Source organism: Pseudoalteromonas arctica A 37-1-2, from assembly GCF_000238395.3.
Taxonomy (GTDB): Bacteria; Pseudomonadota; Gammaproteobacteria; order Enterobacterales; family Alteromonadaceae; genus Pseudoalteromonas; species Pseudoalteromonas arctica.
On record NZ_CP011026.1, the window covers coordinates 311,047 to 328,908 of the forward strand.

15 protein-coding genes are annotated in these 17,862 nt (G+C 40.0%); 5 read left to right on the plus strand and 10 right to left on the minus strand.

Annotation, left to right across the window (positions count from 1 at the left end; translation table 11 throughout):
* Positions 1-7: 7 nt before the first annotated feature.
* Genes PARC_RS18885 through PARC_RS18920 form a run of 8 tightly spaced genes read right to left on the minus strand, consistent with a single transcriptional unit; the run spans position 8 to position 10,525 of the window.
* On the minus strand, positions 8-799 hold the full coding sequence (locus tag PARC_RS18885; RefSeq protein WP_010553630.1) for a sterol desaturase family protein: 792 nt from the start codon (positions 797-799) through the stop codon (positions 8-10).
* A complete protein-coding gene (locus tag PARC_RS18890) occupies positions 792-1,436 on the minus strand; it encodes a CDP-alcohol phosphatidyltransferase family protein (RefSeq protein ID WP_010553631.1) in 645 nt (214 codons plus the stop codon). The genes PARC_RS18885 and PARC_RS18890 overlap by 8 nt, the downstream gene beginning before the upstream one ends.
* A gap of 16 nt (positions 1,437-1,452) precedes the next feature.
* Positions 1,453-2,091 carry an ATP-binding cassette domain-containing protein gene (locus tag PARC_RS18895; protein WP_010553632.1) on the minus strand — a complete coding sequence of 213 codons (639 nt, stop codon included), beginning with the start codon at positions 2,089-2,091 and terminating at the stop codon, positions 1,453-1,455.
* Positions 2,092-2,130: 39 nt separating this feature from the next.
* On the minus strand, positions 2,131-3,885 hold the full coding sequence (locus tag PARC_RS18900) for an ABC transporter permease (protein ID WP_010553633.1): 1,755 nt from the start codon (positions 3,883-3,885) through the stop codon (positions 2,131-2,133).
* Positions 3,882-5,180 carry an ABC transporter substrate-binding protein gene (locus tag PARC_RS18905; protein WP_010553634.1) on the minus strand — a complete coding sequence of 433 codons (1,299 nt, stop codon included), beginning with the start codon at positions 5,178-5,180 and terminating at the stop codon, positions 3,882-3,884. The genes PARC_RS18900 and PARC_RS18905 overlap by 4 nt, the downstream gene beginning before the upstream one ends.
* Positions 5,167-5,985: a DUF547 domain-containing protein gene (locus tag PARC_RS18910; RefSeq protein WP_010553635.1), complete on the minus strand. Its 819-nt coding sequence runs from the start codon at positions 5,983-5,985 to the stop codon at positions 5,167-5,169. Before PARC_RS18910 ends, PARC_RS18905 begins: the two co-directional genes overlap by 14 nt.
* Position 5,986: 1 nt before the next feature.
* Positions 5,987-8,140 carry a dihydrolipoyl dehydrogenase family protein gene (locus PARC_RS18915; protein ID WP_010553636.1) on the minus strand — a complete coding sequence of 718 codons (2,154 nt, stop codon included), beginning with the start codon at positions 8,138-8,140 and terminating at the stop codon, positions 5,987-5,989.
* Between the two features lie 24 nt (positions 8,141-8,164).
* Positions 8,165-10,525, minus strand: coding sequence for a TonB-dependent receptor (locus PARC_RS18920; RefSeq protein WP_010553637.1), 2,361 nt, complete (start codon positions 10,523-10,525; stop codon positions 8,165-8,167).
* Between the two features lie 426 nt (positions 10,526-10,951).
* Between PARC_RS18920 and PARC_RS18925 the strand changes: the two genes are divergently transcribed.
* Both PARC_RS18925 and PARC_RS18930 read left to right on the plus strand, forming a co-directional pair.
* Positions 10,952-11,365, plus strand: coding sequence for a hypothetical protein (locus tag PARC_RS18925; protein ID WP_007581772.1), 414 nt, complete (start codon positions 10,952-10,954; stop codon positions 11,363-11,365).
* 291 nt (positions 11,366-11,656) lie between these two features.
* Positions 11,657-14,173 (plus strand): plasma-membrane proton-efflux P-type ATPase, encoded by a 2,517-nt coding sequence (locus tag PARC_RS18930; protein WP_010553638.1) that lies wholly within the window; start codon positions 11,657-11,659, stop codon positions 14,171-14,173.
* Between the two features lie 116 nt (positions 14,174-14,289).
* On the opposite strand, the gene PARC_RS18935 is transcribed toward PARC_RS18930, so the two are convergent.
* On the minus strand, positions 14,290-14,715 hold the full coding sequence (locus PARC_RS18935; protein WP_010553639.1) for a hemerythrin domain-containing protein: 426 nt from the start codon (positions 14,713-14,715) through the stop codon (positions 14,290-14,292).
* A 347-nt stretch (positions 14,716-15,062) separates the two neighbouring features.
* On the opposite strand from PARC_RS18935, the gene PARC_RS18940 reads away from it, so the two are divergent.
* Genes PARC_RS18940 through PARC_RS18950 form a run of 3 tightly spaced genes read left to right on the plus strand, consistent with a single transcriptional unit; the run spans position 15,063 to position 15,878 of the window.
* Entirely contained in the window at positions 15,063-15,320 is a 258-nt protein-coding gene (locus PARC_RS18940; RefSeq protein ID WP_007581778.1) for a hypothetical protein, read from the plus strand.
* Positions 15,321-15,375: 55 nt separating this feature from the next.
* Entirely contained in the window at positions 15,376-15,630 is a 255-nt protein-coding gene (locus tag PARC_RS18945) for a hypothetical protein (RefSeq protein WP_010553640.1), read from the plus strand.
* A 29-nt stretch (positions 15,631-15,659) separates the two neighbouring features.
* A complete protein-coding gene (locus PARC_RS18950; protein ID WP_010553641.1) occupies positions 15,660-15,878 on the plus strand; it encodes a DUF6500 family protein in 219 nt (72 codons plus the stop codon).
* Positions 15,879-15,914: 36 nt separating this feature from the next.
* On the opposite strand, the gene PARC_RS18955 is transcribed toward PARC_RS18950, so the two are convergent.
* Positions 15,915-17,834, minus strand: coding sequence for a tetratricopeptide repeat-containing diguanylate cyclase (locus tag PARC_RS18955; RefSeq protein ID WP_010553642.1), 1,920 nt, complete (start codon positions 17,832-17,834; stop codon positions 15,915-15,917).
* Positions 17,835-17,862 lie beyond the last annotated feature (28 nt).

Sequence of the window (17,862 nt, forward strand, 5' to 3'; positions counted from 1 at the left end):
GTTGTTTTTACTTGTTTTTAAACGGCATGATGAGTAACCCCCACAGCGAGGCGTTTTGCTTAGCACTTGGGTATTCAACCAAACCTATATCTATTTCTGCGTCAACTTTTTTGGCCTCACTTTTATAGCTGCGAAAAAGTTTGTCCCACCAAATTACGCTAAACCCATAGTTTGAGTTTGTTTCACTCACTACTCTACTGTGGTGAATGCGGTGCAGTATTTGCGTCATTAATATAAGGCGTAGTGGCTTTTCAATGGCGTTTGGTAGGCGTATGTTTGCATGGTTAAACAAGGCGAGTCCATTTAACGCGATTTCAAATATAATTACGGCAATGGCGGGTACGCCAAGTGCAGTAACTGCAATGAGTTTTATAACTATGCTAAGCACAATTTCGATGGGGTGAAAGCGCAGGCCGGTACTGGTATCTACGTGCGCATCGGCGTGGTGTACGCGGTGTAAACGCCATAATAGTGGCACTTTATGAAACAATCTGTGCTGCCAATAAATGAGTATATCGAGCAGTACAAGGCTTAGCACTATGGTTACTATGCTAGGTATGGCTAGTTGGTTAAATAAGCCAATGCTGTGCTCTTGATTATAAAGTGCTACTGCGGTTAAACCAATAGGTACGGCTAAGCGCGCAATGATAGATGAGGCAAACACTAAGCCAAAATTTGCAAACCAGCGAGTGCAGCTTTTAATGGGCGATTGCCTTGCGGGCTGTCGCCATTCAAGCAGCATCATTATGACTAAAATGCTAAAAAAGCAACCGAGTCGCCACCAAACTTCGTTAGTCATTATTATTTATAACCTCATTGGCTTCTTGCTGTTTAAGTGTGTGATAACCGCCATGTATACGGGTAAAAATAGTTATGCCACACGCAATAGCAAAAATGCTCGCCATAACCGCAAAGTGCTGCGGCCAAATACAAAAGGCTATAAATAGCGCTATTGTTTCAGTGCCTTCTGTTAAGCCGTTTAAGTAGTAAAAGCTTTTGTATTTAAATTGCGGTTTTTCGAGTTTAAATTTTTCGGCGGCAATCGCAAAAGCTAAAAAGCTTGAGCCCGTACCAATAAAAGTGGCAAGTAATAACGATCCCGCTATCGCGTTTTGCTCAGGGTTTGCCAAAATAAAGCCAAGCGGAATGGCCGCGTAAAATAAAAAGTCGAGTGTAATATCTAAAAAGCCGCCGGCGCTTGAACTTAAATTAGCATGGCGTGCTAGTGCGCCGTCAAGCCCATCTAAAATGCGATTTAAAGCAATGGCAGCTAATGCGCCGTACCACATTTCAAAAGCAAGTAATGGCACAGCGAGCAAGCCAATTAAAAAGCCAAATACTGTTAGCTGATCGGGTGTTATGCCGCATTTATGTATCAGCATTACCACAGGCTTTAACAGTGGTTTTATTACAGGGGTGATAAATTTATCTAACATAGGGTGCCTTGTGCGCTTAAAGTACAGTATTTAAGGTGAAAAGTTTACCGTTTGCAGCGTCGTAATCGCTATGATCGTGCGTTACCATAATGGCAGGCAGTTTATGTTGGCGTATTTGGCTAAACACCAGTTCACGTGTATCAACGCGCAGTTGCGTGTCGAGCTTACTAAAAGGCTCATCGAGTAAAATAGCTTTTGGCTCACTTAATAACAGTCGTAATAGCGCAACGCGTGCTTGTTGGCCGCCCGACAAGCTATCGGGATGGCGATTGGCCATTCCTTTTAAACCAACTTGCTCAAGTGCGTGTGCTATTTTTTCAATGCGTTGTTTTTTATCCCCTTTGGGCATAGCAAAAGCAATATTACCCGTCACACTTAAGTGCGAAAACAATAAAGCGTCTTGATACAGTACGCCAATATGGCGTAAATGCGTGGGTAAATCATTTATATTTTTACCGTTAAGCCACACCTCTCCAGTGGCTTTAAAGCCACTGGGTAAAGTACCTGTAAGCCAATTTAATAAGCTTGATTTACCACTGCCCGATGGGCCCATAATTGTTAGAATTTCACCGCCATTAACTTGCTCGTTTAAGCTAAGTAGTCGCTCGTTTTGGCGATAAAGCTGACAATTTTTAATCTGTAAAGATGACTGCATTAAAAAACCTTTAACTCAATACTGTTTAATATAGGTACTTTACACTCGTGCACTTTTAAAAAAGTACTTAGGTAAACCCCATGCCAGTATAAATCCAATAAGCGGGAGTGCCATTTGCATAATAGCGTATACGGCACTGGTGCGCCTACTTGCGCCATTTGCCAGGGTAACGGCTTCGGTTGTTATGGTGGCTATACGCCCGCCACCGGCTAAAAGAGTTGGTAAGTATTGGCCAAAACTGATCGCTAACCCCAATGCGGCTGCAATTAAAATAGGTGCAAATAACTGCGGTAATTTCACCTTAAAAAACACTTTGCTGGGCGCTGCGCCCAAACTTGCTGCAACGCGCGCAAAGCGAGAGTCTAACCGCCTATAACTGCTCGCGAGAGACAAAAATACGTAAGGCAAAACAAACAGTAAATGGGTAAACACCACATTAAAAAACGCGGCTTGGTTATTTACCCATTGTTGTATCCATACTAGGCCAAACAAAAAGGCAATACTGGGTACTAATAGCGGTAAGTAAATAATTAAACTGGTAAAGCGAGAGATGGGTTTGTCGCTTAACTGCTCCGACTCTAAACACAATAAAGTAAGAATAATGGCAAATAGTGTGGTTACTAAACCGATTGCTAGCGTATTAAAAAGCGGACTGCCCATTTGCATTAGCGCACTTTTAAAATGCAGTAGTGTAAATTGCTCAGGGAGTGCATCGGGAAAGCGCCAAAAGCCGGCAACCGACCACAAAATAAGGGCAATTAGCGAGAGTAAAATAAAACCGATCACTAAAGCAGTGAGTATTACCGTTAGCTTTTGCCAATAAAATCCGCCGTATTCGCGCACTCCGTTAGTGAGTGAATCGCTAAATAATACTTTTATCGCTTTTTCGCCGCCAAGCCAAAGCGCAAGTAGCCCACCCGTGAGTGCCAGTTGTAGCAAAGCACCGGCTGAGGCTTTAATACGTAAGTTTAAATCGACATCGTTAAACCAATGCATAATAGCTACCGCTAATGTTGGCGGTGTATTTGGGCCTAAAATAAGTGGCATTTCTACACTGGCGCTGGCATAAGCGAGCACAGCTAAAATAGGTAAACGCAGCAGTGGGTAAAGGCTAGGGAGTATTACTTTAAAAAAGGCGGTCATGGGGCAGTAACCCAAATTAAGCGCAACTTTATGTTGCTGGCGTAATTTTTTGCCAAGCTCAGGCTGCGCCAGTACGCCTAGTGCCATTAATAACAAAAATGGCAGTTCTTTAAGCGTTAACCCTAAAATTATACTAATGCCGAATGAGTCATGCGGAAATAGGCCGTTTGGTGCAAGTTCCCACCCGCTTAACCAGGGCGATATAATTCGCGAAATCATGCCTGAAGGGGCAATTAAAAAACCTACCGCAATAGCCGCTGCAGCGTGTGGGATCACTAAAATAGGGCTCAGTAAACGCTGAATGCGGTTAAGCCAAGGGCTGTTAAAAAAAGCGGCTAAAATCATCAAAGTAATAATAAAAGCAAGTAAGGTACTTATTAAACCGGTGCCAATACTTAGCATAGCCATATTTACTAGGCCGGGTGTTTGCCAAAGCATGGTAAAGCCTTGCAAGCCAAATGTAGTTTGATCAAGTGCAGGGGCATAACCAAAGGCGGGTAGTAACACACTAATTAAGCCGCCAAGTACGGGTAAAATAAGTAAAACGAGTAAAAAGCGTGGGCTTAATTTTACTATTTTACTAAACATATCATGGCTTTTACGGGCGTGAGGCCCATGGCTTGTCGCCACTTTATTGCTAACAACATTCATTGGCTTACCCCATAGCGAGTTTGCCAGCCTTGCATTATGGCATTTACCCAGCTTGGGTGTGGCTCGCTCAATGTGCGCTTAATACTGTTAAAAGGCAGTGCGCTTGGGTGCGGTTTAGCTGTTTTAAACAAGGCTTGTTGCTCAGGCGTTAGCCTTGATTGAATAAGTACGCTTTTATCGCCCCATATATGCGCTTTTTGCTTTTGAGCTTGCGCCTCTGGGCTTAATAAAAAGTTAGCGACTAATTGCGCACTTTGCGGGTGGCTTGCATTGTAAGGAATAGCCACAAAGTGAGTATTACTTAAACTGCCATCAGCCATTGCATAGCTGCGAATGCTTTTTGGTAAATCGTAGCGTTTAACGGCTGCGGGCACTTCGGGTGCTGAAAAGGTAAAGGCAATACTTAGCTCGGTATCGTCTACTAAACGGCGCATTTGCGCGCCACTTTGCATAAAGTGCGTGCCACCACGCCAAAGCGTAGGGTGTAGCTTATTTAAAAAGTTCCACAATGGGGTTAATACTTGTGCTGTGTTGTTAGCGGTAGCCGCTTGGTTTAACTGCGCTTTAATATTTTCGCTGCTTTGCTGATGCAGTATTACTAAGGCGTATTTTAAAAAGCTCATCCCTAAAAAATCAGGCGGCTTTGGGTAGCTAAAGCGCCCCGGGTTTTGTGTGCTCCAGTTTAATAATTCGTTTAATGTAGTAGGGAGTTTATTGTTTGTTTGTTCATTTATTGCAAGGCTGTCGTAATAAAAGGTGAGCGATGCTTGCCCCCACGGTGCTTCCATACCGTTTGTGGGTATGCCAAAGTCAAAATTAACTGCAGGGTTATTAGCGGGATCTGTGTATGCAAAGTGTGGCAGTTTATTTGCCCACTGTTTTAACAACAATGCGTGCTCGCTCATAGTGGCAAAGTTAGCGCCGTTTATCCATACCAGATCAACACTGCCTTGGTCATTATTATGTGCTGATTTTTCGGCCAACACACGGCTTACTGCTTCGCTGGTGTCGCTGAGCTTTACATGCACTAAGTTAATATTATATTTAGTTTTAACTTGCTGGGCAGCCCATTGAATATAGGCATTTATTTGCGCGTCGCCGCCCCAGGCATAAAAGTACACGCTTTGGTTATTACCAAGCGTTTCAATATTTTCCCAGCGAGTGAGTAGTTCTTTACTCATATTATGGGCGCTGTTATTAGCAAAAGTACTTAAGCTTGTTATTAAGCAAACGCAAAACGCGACACAGTAAACACTGTATCGCGTAGCTGTTTGCCAAAACTTACTGGCGTACATTTAAATCCCAGCTGTAGTCTAAAAATTTTACTTTCATGTCATTATTTCTAAGCGCTTTTTGCTGAGCGGGTACTAGTTTAAGTGCATCGCTATATTGCAAAAAAAACTGCTGTAAGGTATTTGCTCCGTTAAAGCCTTGTTCAAAGTCATCGCCGTACCACTTAAATATAGAGGAGATATTTAGCGTATTTTCTTGAGCCATATTACGTGTTGTATCAGATAAAAAACGCACCGTTTGTTGTTGCAATTGGCTCTCTAGTTCAGTAGCTGTGAATGCCTCCTCGCGCAGCGCAGGGCAACCAATACTTGCACAATTTACAGCAAAATGAATACGTGGATCGTTATATTTACCGCTGCCACGAATTAAACCGTGCTCTATGTCATCAAGGCTGCGAGTTTTACCAAGTAGTGGCACAAACTCTTTGCTCCATGGTGAGCTAAAAAAGCTGCCTAAGTCTTTTATTGATTTAAGGTTTGGGTACTTAGTCAATATAAGTTCAACAGTCCACGCATTATACGCATTAATTAAAAAAGCGAGTTGCTTAGGCTTTTCCCACGCGTCAAACTCGTTTTGTGTTACAGCACTTAACGAATCTAAATACGTTTTTAGCTGTGCATGCTCACGTTTTATGGCTGCGTAATCAACCTCTGTGCTGTGATTATGGTTAATTGCTACAACATGCTTATTTAGCAATGCATTCCAGCTATCGTGCAGGTTATTAGTCGTGCTTTGCGCTTGGCTTGCAAGCGACGTTGCAAGTAACGCTGCACTTAATAATAAAGGCTTTAATGTTGTGTTAAACATATTAGCCTCGACGCCACGTATGATATTTTTCGAGCATGTTAAGTACTTTTTCAGGCGCATGCGCGCGTTTCCACTCACCTGCAGCGTATTTGTTGCCTTCAGCCCAAGTAGGATAACTGTGTATAGTACCCAGTATTTTATTAAGGCCTAAACCGTGTTTCATGGCCAGTACAAATTCAGCAATTAAATCACCCGCGTGTTCAGAGACCACAGTTACACCGAGTATTTTGTCTTTGCCTTTAGGGGTAATGACTTTTATAAAGCCTTTTGTGGCGCTATCGGTAATTGCGCGGTCTAGCTCTTCAAACTCAAAACGAGTGATTTCAAAATCGATACCTTTATCAATTGCATCTTGCTCGTTTAAGCCCACACGTGCCACTTCTGGGTCAATAAAGGTGGTCCATGGAATAACGCGGTAATCTACTTTAAACTTTTTAAGGTTACCAAATAAGCCGTTTACTGCTGCGTACCAACCCTGATGAGCCGCTACATGCGTAAATTGATAAGGACCTACAATATCGCCTGCTGCAAAAATATTTGGGTACAGTGTTTCTAGGTATTCGTTAGTTACTACTGTGCGGTTTGTTTCTATGCCTAGCTCTTCAAGACCGTAACCTTTAAGGCGCGCACTTCTACCAACGGCACATAATAGCTCGTCATATTCAATATCTATTTCTTTGTCGTTATGTTTAACAACAATATATTTTTTACCATCGCGCGTTTCACAACGAAGTGCTTGGTGCGATGTTAAAATATTAACGCCACTTTCGGTTAACGCTTCGTGAGCAAAAGTAGACACTTCAAGATCTTCTTTGATCATGATGCGTTCGCTCATTTCAATTTGCGTAACACTTGAACCTAAACGTGCAAAGCTTTGTGCTAATTCGCTACCAATTGGACCGCCACCTAGTACTACAAGTTTTTTAGGTGCCTCATCTAGCTCTGCAAATTTATTCCACAATGTATCGCTTGTTACATAGCCAGTTTCTTCAATACCAGGTAGTGGCGGTACAAATGGGCGTGCGCCAGTGGCAATCACAATAGTACGAGCGGTGAGTGTTTGCGTGCCACCGTCGTTAAGTTTAATTTCTACAGTCCACGGGTCTATTAATTTACCGTAACCTTTTACTACATCTACGCCTAAGTCTGTGTAGCGCTCAACACTGTCGTGTGGTGCTACATCTGCAATTACTTTATGTACACGAGCCATTACTTTTTTGAACGAAAACTGCGGTGTTGCGTTTTCTAGGCCGTAGTTTTCACCATGGCGAATTTGTTCTGCAATTTTAGCGCTTTTAATAACTGCTTTACTTGGAACACAACCGTAGTTTAAACAGTCGCCGCCCATTTCGCCGGCTTCAATAAGGGTTACTTTTGCTTTAACAGCAGCAGCAATATAACTTGTTACCAAACCACCTGCGCCTGCACCAATAACAATCATGTTACGGTCGAATTTTTTAGGCTTAGTGTAGTTTTTGTATACGCGACGTTTTTTAAACACGTTTAAGATTCCTTTAGCAATGAATGGGAAAATGCCCAGTAAAGCGAATGATAAGATTAAGTTGAATGATAAAATTCCAGATAAGCTATCTATTTGAGCCAGTTGCGTACCTGCGTTAACAAATACAAATGTACCGGCTAGCATACCTGCTTGGCTGACCCAGTAATAAGTCCATGACTTTATTGAGGTAACACCCATTAGTAAATTGATTAAAAAGAACGGAAACACCGGCACTAAACGAAGAGTAAATAAGTAAAATCCACCTTCTTTTTCAACGCCTGCATCAATTGCGGCTAAGCGCTCAGGAAAACGTTGTTTAATAGTGTCGCGTAGTAAGTAACGCGATACTAAAAAGGCGAGTGTTGCGCCAATAGTTGATGCAAACGATGCAACTAATAAACCCTCTACCAAGCCAAACAATGCGCCTGCTGCAAGTGTTAAAATAGCGGCGCCTGGTAAAGAGAGAGCAGTTACTACTACGTATAGTAAAAAGAACCCACCAATAACCAACAACGGTGACTGCTCTTTGTAATCGCTAAACTGATCCATTGACCCTTTTAAACCATCAAGCGTAAGTAGTTGGTGTAAGTCAAAATGAAAGAACAGGCCGACGGCGGCCGCTGCAATCAATAATAGAAATATTTTTTTAATCATGTTCTCTCTCTTTCAAACTTGTCTTTAAAAATTATGGGTAAGCGTAAGCTTGGCGTTAATTGGCAACTCAGGAAAAGCTAAAGTTGCACCAAAGTAACCGCCTTCAAATACTGGGCGCCAGTTTTTTTGATTCGTTACGTTGTTCACATCTAATCGTAACTTGGTACTAGGCGTAAAAGCATAGCTAGTATTTACGTTTAGTGTGTACTGATCACGAATTTTTACTGTCGCCAAAAAGTCTAATGGGTAACTCTTTGTATATAGACCTGAAAAACCCGTTTGCCATTTCGAATTAATTGAATAATTTCCGTTAAAGCTGAACGATTGCTCAGGGATACCCTGTACACGGGTGTTTGAAGGTGCAAAAGCGGTAAAGCTAGGTGCGCCAACACTGGTACCTTCAATAATATCTGGACGTGAGTTGTCAAATGCATCGGCTACTTGAGCTGAATCTTGGCTACTTGCAGAATTATCGTAGCGAGCATCAATATAGCTGTAGCCAGCACTTAGCCAATAAGGGTAAGCATCATAAAATACTTGGCTTTCAAAGCCGGTAGTACGAATGCCGGTATTGCTACCATCGCGATTACGTAAACTACGACGTTGGCTGAATACTGCTCCATCGGCGTACCAATCGCTGTCGGTTGGTGCGTATTTTAAACCAAATTCAACTAAAGTATTTTCGGTTGAAAAGTTTTGTGCGCTAATCGTGTTGTCGCTACCAAGAGACGTGCCGCCAGCCATGCTATTTGATGTGGCTTCGTTGTAACTTGCTGCACCATAAGTGGTGTAATCACCGTTTAATCGGTAGTTAAAGCTTATTTGCCCAGAATGTAGCTTATCGTTAATGCTATCGCGAGCTGCAATTTCACCCTCTGGTGCTATTGGGTCGTGCGCGTCTACATCATAAAAATCAATGCGGTAGCCAACACTTGTATGAAACTTATCTGTCCAATCAGAATCTTGCTGAATAGCAAAACCTGTTTGCCATGAACGCGAATCAGTAGTGTCTGATAAGTTAAAGTCGCCACTGCCGTCATTATTAATATCATATTGACCACCAGGGGATACAAATACACCTGGGCTAATTTCAATTAAACGCGCTTGTTGTACATCAGTTAAAGGAATGCGGCGATTTGAAAGTGGGCCAGTTAAATCAATAGGTAAATCGGCTTCTGTTGTAAATTGGCTGTAGCCTAATACGCGGTTATAACGCACATCAAATGCAAAAATTGTTTGCTGGTCGCTATTCCAAAGATAGGTAAGCTCGGTACGGTTTTGCGCGGTGTCGGCACCATCTATAATTTCAACAAAGCTATTTTGTGCAATTTCTTCACGTTGTAAGTGCTGAAAATACGTAATGTTTTTTATTGATGCATTGTTTGAAAGTTCACGCTTATAAATGCTGTGTAGTAAATAAGTAGTGGCTTCGTTTTGATTATCAGGGTCGGTAAGCACTGTACTGCGATCTATTTTTACTTGCCCAGTTGGTGAGATTATTGAACCTGCTGCCGGTACAGTACTGCCGTTTGCTTGCACGCCTTGGCCGGTAATATAAAGGCCATTATCTATTAGCGCTTGAGTAGGGCGGTTAATACCTGCGTTATCGGTAAATTCAACTTGGTATAACTCAAAGTTAATATCCCAGCTGCTCTTGTCATCGGGTAATACGCGTAATGATGCAAATAAGCTGTCGCTCTTTGTGCCTGAAAAGTCGTAGTAGCTGCCGTTATCTATGTGTTCAGCGCTTACTCTAAAACCTACTTTGTCTTTTACAATGGGTGCACTGTAATCCACTAAAACACTGTACTGATCCCATCGACCTGCAGATACAGTTGCTTTGCCTTTACTTTCGTCAGTTGATGCTTTTTTAGAATGTAAGTTTACAAAACCACCGTTGCGTTGGCTTGAGCCAAATAATACCGGCGGCGCGCCTTTTACCACGTCTATCTGTTCTATAGAGTTGAACGATAAGGGCACACCAAAGCCATTATTACCTGCTTGGCGGCGTGTACCATCTTGGAAAAGCTCACCTAGTTGCCCACGAATAGTAGGTAAACTTGGTGCCCCAAAACCACTGGCTGAATAGGTATTAGGGCTGACTGCAAGTACGTCTTGTAAAGTCGTAATATTGAGTTGTTCTATTAACTCGCTTGAAATTGGTGTTACTGATCGGGCTATATCTCGTAGAGCTAAGTTGTCGCCAAAAGGGCCGTCTACAGTGGCGTTTTTAACCGAAAGACCTTGAGATTTAATAACTTGGCCTGCCACCTCAATGCGTTCTATTGCGCCATCTTTTGTTGTTTTTGATTCTTCGGCTGCAAAAGCATTCAGTGGTGTATTTAATATGGTGGCTAGGGAAAGTGCTAAATATGCGTGTTTCAAACGTTTTCTCTCTACGGTTAAAATGTTGTTGGCGATAAAGACCGAAAGGATTAAAAATAACTTTCAGTAAAATTTCGATTCTTTTTGTTTTTTAGAACATAACAAAACAGATGTATTATAAAGGTGGTAATTAAGTACTATAGTTTTATCAGTCGATAAAATATCAATAGAGCGATTGTATTAGAGTGAATGTAAATATTTGCTTTTAATGGGCTTTTTTAATTATAGACTACTTTTCACCTGCTAACATTTTAAAGTTGTTAACTTTTACGCAGCATTTTTTAATTCCTAAAATAAGCTTCACTTTTATTACTACAAAGCTTAATTACTTTTTTAGTTAAAATAATTAAATTTTTTTGAAATAAAAAATAACTTATACGGTCTAGGTTACTTCAACGTTTATTAATATTCATTTAAGGAAATTTTATGACAGGTTCAATGAGTTCTGATGTGCAAAACCGTTTGCAATGGTCACTTTTATCTTTGCGTTTAGGCGTATTTATTGTAATGGTTATGTGGACGTTCGATAAATTCGTAAACCCTGGTCATAGCGCACGTATTTTCGAACATTTTTACGGTATTAGTGGCTCATCTGACATAGTTGCTTATGTTATCGGTGCTCTACAACTTGTATTAGTATTGGCATTTTTAGCGGGTATTAAAAAGCGTATAACTTACGGTATCATTTTTGTAATGCATGGCTTATCAACGCTTTCTTCGTACAACCAGTATATAGATGGCTTTAATAACTTATTATTCTTTACTGCATGGCCAATGTGGGCTGCGTGTTTTGCACTTTACTTGTTACGCGACCAAGACGTGAAATTTACTGTAAAGTAATAAAACAATAGCTATACCCTTCCTTAAGGTTGTAGCTAAAAATACATTGGGCTGAGTTATTTACTATTTCAGCCCAATGTATAGCCTTGAAGTACTTCTTTTAATAATCCAATCTCTTTGTCATCTTCTAAAAATAATCCTTTTTATATTATTTCATCTTAAATATTGCGTTAGATCAAAGTTAATATATTTGTAAGAACAATATCGACAGCTTTAGTTTATGTTAGCTATACGGTTAGTAGGTTTTAATTACCTCAAGTTATTCAACTCAAGGTTGTATAGAAGGCTCGTATGGAAAAGGTCAAAATTTCGTCAGCGCATCAGTCATCAAATCGTTCAGTAAACAAGTCTTCACATAATCAAAATTGCGATGAATGGAGCAAGCTCGATTTAGCACAATTACAAGCAAAGCTAAAAACATCATCCGACGGGTTAAGCCAAACTGATGCCACACAAAGATTGGCACAATATGGACCTAACGAACTAGTTGAAGAAAAAACAAACCTACTACTCAAATTTTTATCTTACTTTTGGGGACCAATACCGTGGATGATCGAGGCTGCTATTATTTTATCGGCGCTTGCTAAGCACTGGGCTGATTTTTTTATTATTCTTGTATTATTGCTGTCTAACGTATTGGTTGGCTTTTGGGAAGAGCATCAAGCGGGTAATGCAATTGCTGCATTAAAAGCAAAATTAGCCAACAAAGCACGCGTTCGCCGCGATACTCAATGGCAAAATTTAAATGCCAGCGAGCTTGTACCAGGTGATGTTATTAGAATGCGGATGGGCGATATAGTGCCTGCAGATGCGCGTTTGCTCGATGGTGATTCAGTAGAAGTAGATCAATCATCACTTACGGGTGAGTCGTTACCGGTTGTAAAGTCGGCGGGTGAAACTGTTTATTCGGGCTCTATTATTCGCCAAGGTGAAATAGAGGCAATAGTATACGCAACCGGCGCTAATACCTTTTTTGGTAAAACAGCACAGTTAGTGCAAGGGGAGCGAACCGCAAGTCATTTTCAGCGTGCGGTGCTTAAAATTGGTAATTATTTAATAATGCTTGCTGCGGCTTTAGTGCTGCTTATAGTTATTGTTGCTTTGTTTCGCGATGATCCAATGATCACCACATTGCAGTTTGCACTGGTATTAACCGTTGCGGCAATACCAGTCGCAATGCCAACAGTGCTATCAGTTACTATGGCTGTAGGCGCTCGTTTATTGGCTAAAAAGCAAGTGGTTGTAACGCGTTTAGCTGCAATTGAAGAGCTAGCAGGTGTTGATATTCTGTGCTCTGATAAAACAGGCACATTGACACAAAACCTATTAACGTTAGGTGACCCGTTTTATATCGAAAACTCAATAAATAAAGGCTCTGCTGAGCAAGTTATATTGTACGCGGCATTAGCATCTCGCTCAGAAAATAACGATCCGATTGACTTAGCAGTATTACAAAGTGTAAAAGCTGAGCAGCATTTAGATTCTTATCATATAGAGCATTTTCAGCCATTTGATCCTGTGAGCAAACGTACTGAAGCAATCGTTAAAAATGATGATGGCAAAACATTTAAAGTGACCAAAGGTGCACCGCAGGTTATTTTAGCTTTGTCGGCTAATATTGAGGCAGTTAAAACTCAAGTTGAGGCATCAATAGATGAATTTGCAGCACGTGGGTTTCGCTCTTTAGCGGTTGCTAAAACAGACGAGCAAGGTAAATGGCAATTTATAGGCGTATTGCCACTTTTTGATCCACCGCGTGAAGAAGCAATACAAACCATTGCCGATGCAAAAGAAATGGGTATGAGTGTTAAAATGGTCACGGGCGACCAAGTGGCCATTGCGCGCGAAACTGCAAGTAAACTGGGTTTAGGGACAAACATTCTTGATGCTAGTGGATTTGGTGCAACTGAGCATCATCAAGCCACACAGTTAGATGATTCTATCGAGAGTGCTGACGGATTCGCACAAGTATTCCCTGAGCATAAATACCATATTATTGATGTGCTTCAGCATAGAGGGCACATTGTTGGCATGACAGGAGATGGCGTAAATGATGCGCCAGCACTTAAAAAAGCTGACTGTGGCATTGCTGTATCGGGTGCTACAGATGCAGCGCGTTCAGCAGCATCAATTGTGTTAATGACCGATGGCTTATCGGTTATTATTGATGCAGTTAAAGAAAGCCGAAAAATATTTCAACGCATGAACAGTTACGCTATTTACAGGGTTGCTGAAACACTGCGCGTACTACTCTTTATGACAATGGCGATATTAATTTTTAACTTTTATCCGTTAACAGCAGTCATGATTGTAATGCTTGCTTTACTTAACGATGCCGCCATTTTGTCTATTGCATACGACAATGTGCATTATCAAAATAAGCCCGAGACATGGAATATGCGGCTCGTTTTAGGTATTGCATCTGTGCTGGGAATTGTAGGGCCAATTGCAGCCTTTGGTTTATTTTACTTAGGAGATAAAGTATTTGAACTCGACCGTCCTCATCTTCAAACATTAATGTACTTATTACTTTCTGTAGCAGGGCATTTGACTATATTTTTAGCGCGTACCCGAGGTCCATTTTGGTCTATTAAACCGTCTGCTATATTAATGGTCGCCGTATTTGGCACGCAAGTTATAGCAACACTTATTGCTGTTTATGGGGTGTTTATGACCCCACTAGGATGGGGATGGGCACTTGCTGTGTGGGCATATGCTTTGGTGTGGTTTTTTATTAACGATGGTTTAAAGCTAGTGGCGTATCGAATTTTTGATCCGACAGAGGCACCCTTACTAGAGAAGAGTTAGCACATAGGCTTAAAAAATGGTTATAAGCCAAGTGGCTTATAACCAATAGTACACAAGGGAGTGTATATAAGGTGGTTCAATTATTTGTGAGTAAAGTTACTCACAAATAAAAAGTATTAGTGCATTGCATCGTTATACTGCTTTGCCAAGCTTTGTTTTTGCCCTTCGGTTAGTGCTTTACCCGCTAATTGAAATACTTCGTGTTCTTCTTCGCTTAAATGATGATGTACTAAATGATGCAGTTTTTTAGCTGCAACTAACCATGCAGACGAGCTCATTTCGGTATCTTCAAGTTGTTCAATTAATTCATCAATTTCGTGATGTTCAGCTACGCTGTGGCGCGCTTTTTCATGAGTTAAGTCATCAAACATAAGTGGGTTGTAAAAGTAACGTTCTTCAAATTTTGCGTGTTGTTCTAGTTCTGTTTTTAGCTCGTCCATTAGCTCGTGGCGCTGCTCTGTGTCGCCGTGCGTTTGAATAAGCGCATCTACTAATTCTCGTTGTTTGTCATGGTCATGACGTAGTGCTTCAAAAATATTCATAACTAATCCTTTTACAATTTATTTGCTTATATCATTAACTAGCAAACTAAATGCCAAATATTAAGTTGATGTATTTTATTGCTTTTATTTTGATTTTTTATTTTTAGGCTGCTATCACTGTAAATTTTACAGTGATATGAATGCAATAATTTCAGGCTTTTACGTAGTTCAATTATAAAGTGAGTATAAATTCCTACAGAACCTTACAAATATTTACTGGTTGTTTATTTTATTGCAGTGATAAAGTAGCAACATTATTTAGGTACAATCTATATGTATTACTCCCACATATAATATCAATCGGTATAAATGCAGGTAGCACGTTAACTTAATAGGATAGTTTAAGGATGAACATAAAAAGCCCCATCGCCGCATTATTGCTGTGCGCTTTACTAAGTGCCTGTAGTACAGCCCCACGTTCTGACCCTAACTTATGCATTGAAGAGGCCGAAACGGTTGATCGAAATGGCGCTCAAACAAGCTCAGAAGTTTATAATCAATGCATTAGCGCACAAATTAAAAAGGATGAAAAAAATGACACTTTTTTTGATGCTATAGGTACGTTCTTTTTTGAATTTTTTGTAATGGTGGTAGAAAGTAAATAGGCTAACTTGCAGCTGTAATTTAAAGTAAATAAGTTGCGTAAAAATAGGATTAGTTATGAAGCAATTATTGATAGCAATTCCACTTTTTTTATTACTAAGCGCTTGTGCGGCACAGCCTTACGCAGGCTCGGCAAAATGTATGGAACAAGCAGATATTGCATACGAAACCGATACACGTAAAAATGAAACATTAGATAATGAATGCAAAGCTGCAAAAGTAAATACGCCTAATAAAGAGCTTGAGAATCACGGTTTGGTTGATAGAAGTCTTTTACAGCTAATCGTTAGCTTTTTAAATGGCGTATTTTAATAGTAAAAATATAATTAAATAAGGTATGTATGAGGGAAGAACTAAGAGCAAAAATAATTACCGTATGCGATAAAAAAATAGCAGCTAAAGGCGAAAATGTAGGGCTTTCTTTTTATGCCTTTTTTGCCAATAAAAACGACGACCCAGAGCTACTTATGGAAGCTGCTACTTGGTGGATACACACCCATAAATTAGATCATTTTGTAAAAGCACATAAAATTAAACAAATGGTTTTAGACGAACTTTAGTCAAGTAAATGAGCCAATACTTTTAGCTGTGTTTATTTAATCAACTACGACTTGGTTTCTTCCGTTTTCTTTTGCTTTATAAAGTAATTTATCTGCATGCTTAATAAGAATATCTAGTGTGCTTTTTAAAGGGCTACTTACAGAGGCCCCTGCACTAAAAGTGATTTTTGTATCTGTAGGAAAGTCTTCTATATTACTGCAATGCTCGGCGAAGCTAATGGCGAGTCGGTTAAATATATCGCGAATTATTCGTTCATCAGCCGTATTTAGTGCAAATAACCATTCTTCGCCGCCGTAACGGCCAAACTGATGATCATTACATAGTGTTTCTCTTGCAGCTTTTGCAAAGGCAATAAGAACTAAATCGCCAACATCGTGACCAAAATGGTCGTTAACTTTTTTAAAGTAGTCTAAGTCAACAATTGCTATCGTCATTTTACCTTCACCAAGCTTTGCTTCTGCTGCGCGCATTATTCCTCTGCGATTAGGGCAATTTGTTAGATAATCTGTTAATGAAATATCGTGATACTTTTGACGTTGTCGAGCTTGTCGATAAAATAAAAATAATGAAGCAATCACTAAAATAAACGCAATAGCAGCGCTGAGTCGCCAAATTATTTTTTGTTGGTACTCTTCTTTAGCTTGTAGTTCACTAATGTCTTTTTCGTACTCTAGTTGCTGTATTTTTTCTTCTTTTTCTTTTACTTCAAACTGCACCTGTAGTGTTTTTATATTATTTTCACTGGTAGCTTCGTAGTGTTTTTTTGTATAAAGGAGCTTTTGTTCAATTGCTTCAAAAGCCTCGTCAGTGTAGTTAAGGCGTCGCTTTAGCTCATAGCGTTTACTTAAAAAATCGGCTTTATAAATACTGCGGCTGAATTTATCTAATTTTAAAAACACCTCATCGTTTGCTTCATTTGCTTGATCAAGTAAATTTAGTTTTATATATATGTCAGCTAACAAAATGAGCGATGCGAGTTGCATGTCATGTACACCTGCAGAACGAGCAAGCTCAATGTTTTCTTTAGTTAAAGTTAAAGCTTTATCGTAGTTTGCTTGTAAGTACTCAATACTAGCAATTGAGTACTGAGCAAAGGTTAAGCCTTTTTGCATATTAGCTTTTTTAAAATAGAGCAATGCTTTGTCTAGGTATATTAAGGCATCTTTAGGTTTTTCTATCTCAAGCAATATATTGCCTAAACTCCAATATGCTTTTGCAGTAAAAAGCCCATCTTGTGTTTGCTCATATGCCGCAACCGCTTTTTTTGCATAATATACGGCTTTGTCTTTTTCGTTTAGATAATTGTATGCATCGGCTATTTTTCTAAAAAAGTATCCTTGAGATGCTGAATCATCATCTTTTAATGCTAATTCTAACCCCTCTAGTGCAACATTTAGGGTCTTTTTCAATGCATCTGTATCGGTGTAATAGTAAGCAAGTGCTCGTAAAATAATGATTTTTTCTTTAGTTGAATGCTGTTGCAAGCTCTCTTCTAATTTTGTGGCTAGCGTTTGTGCTGGAGCTGGGTTTGGCTCTCTCGCTAGAGACTTGAGTTGTGATTCGAGAAATAATAAATATACACTTTTTTGATTTGGTAACTCTTTGTTCTTTAAGTAATAGGATAAGTGTGTGTTTAACGCTTCGTATTTTTCTTGTCTAAAAAGTAACTCCGCATACAAAGCGGCCGCTTCTAGATGAAGGTTTTCCCAATTTTGCTCTTTGCTTATTTTAAACGCTTGAGTGAGTTTGTCTTCATTTTGAAGATAGTCTAATTCATTCAGTTTTATGTTGTTGATCAGGACTTGAGTCGTGTCAAAGTCTAGCGCATGTAAAGTTGCACTTAATGAGTCGCCGTTAGCTGAGGCAAGCTTACTTAAAAGTAAAAATAAAAGGAGAACAATATACTTTGCCCATAAAGTATTACCCAAAACCTTTATTTGTGTATTGTTAGTCATGTTAATCCTTTGCTGACTTATTTTTATT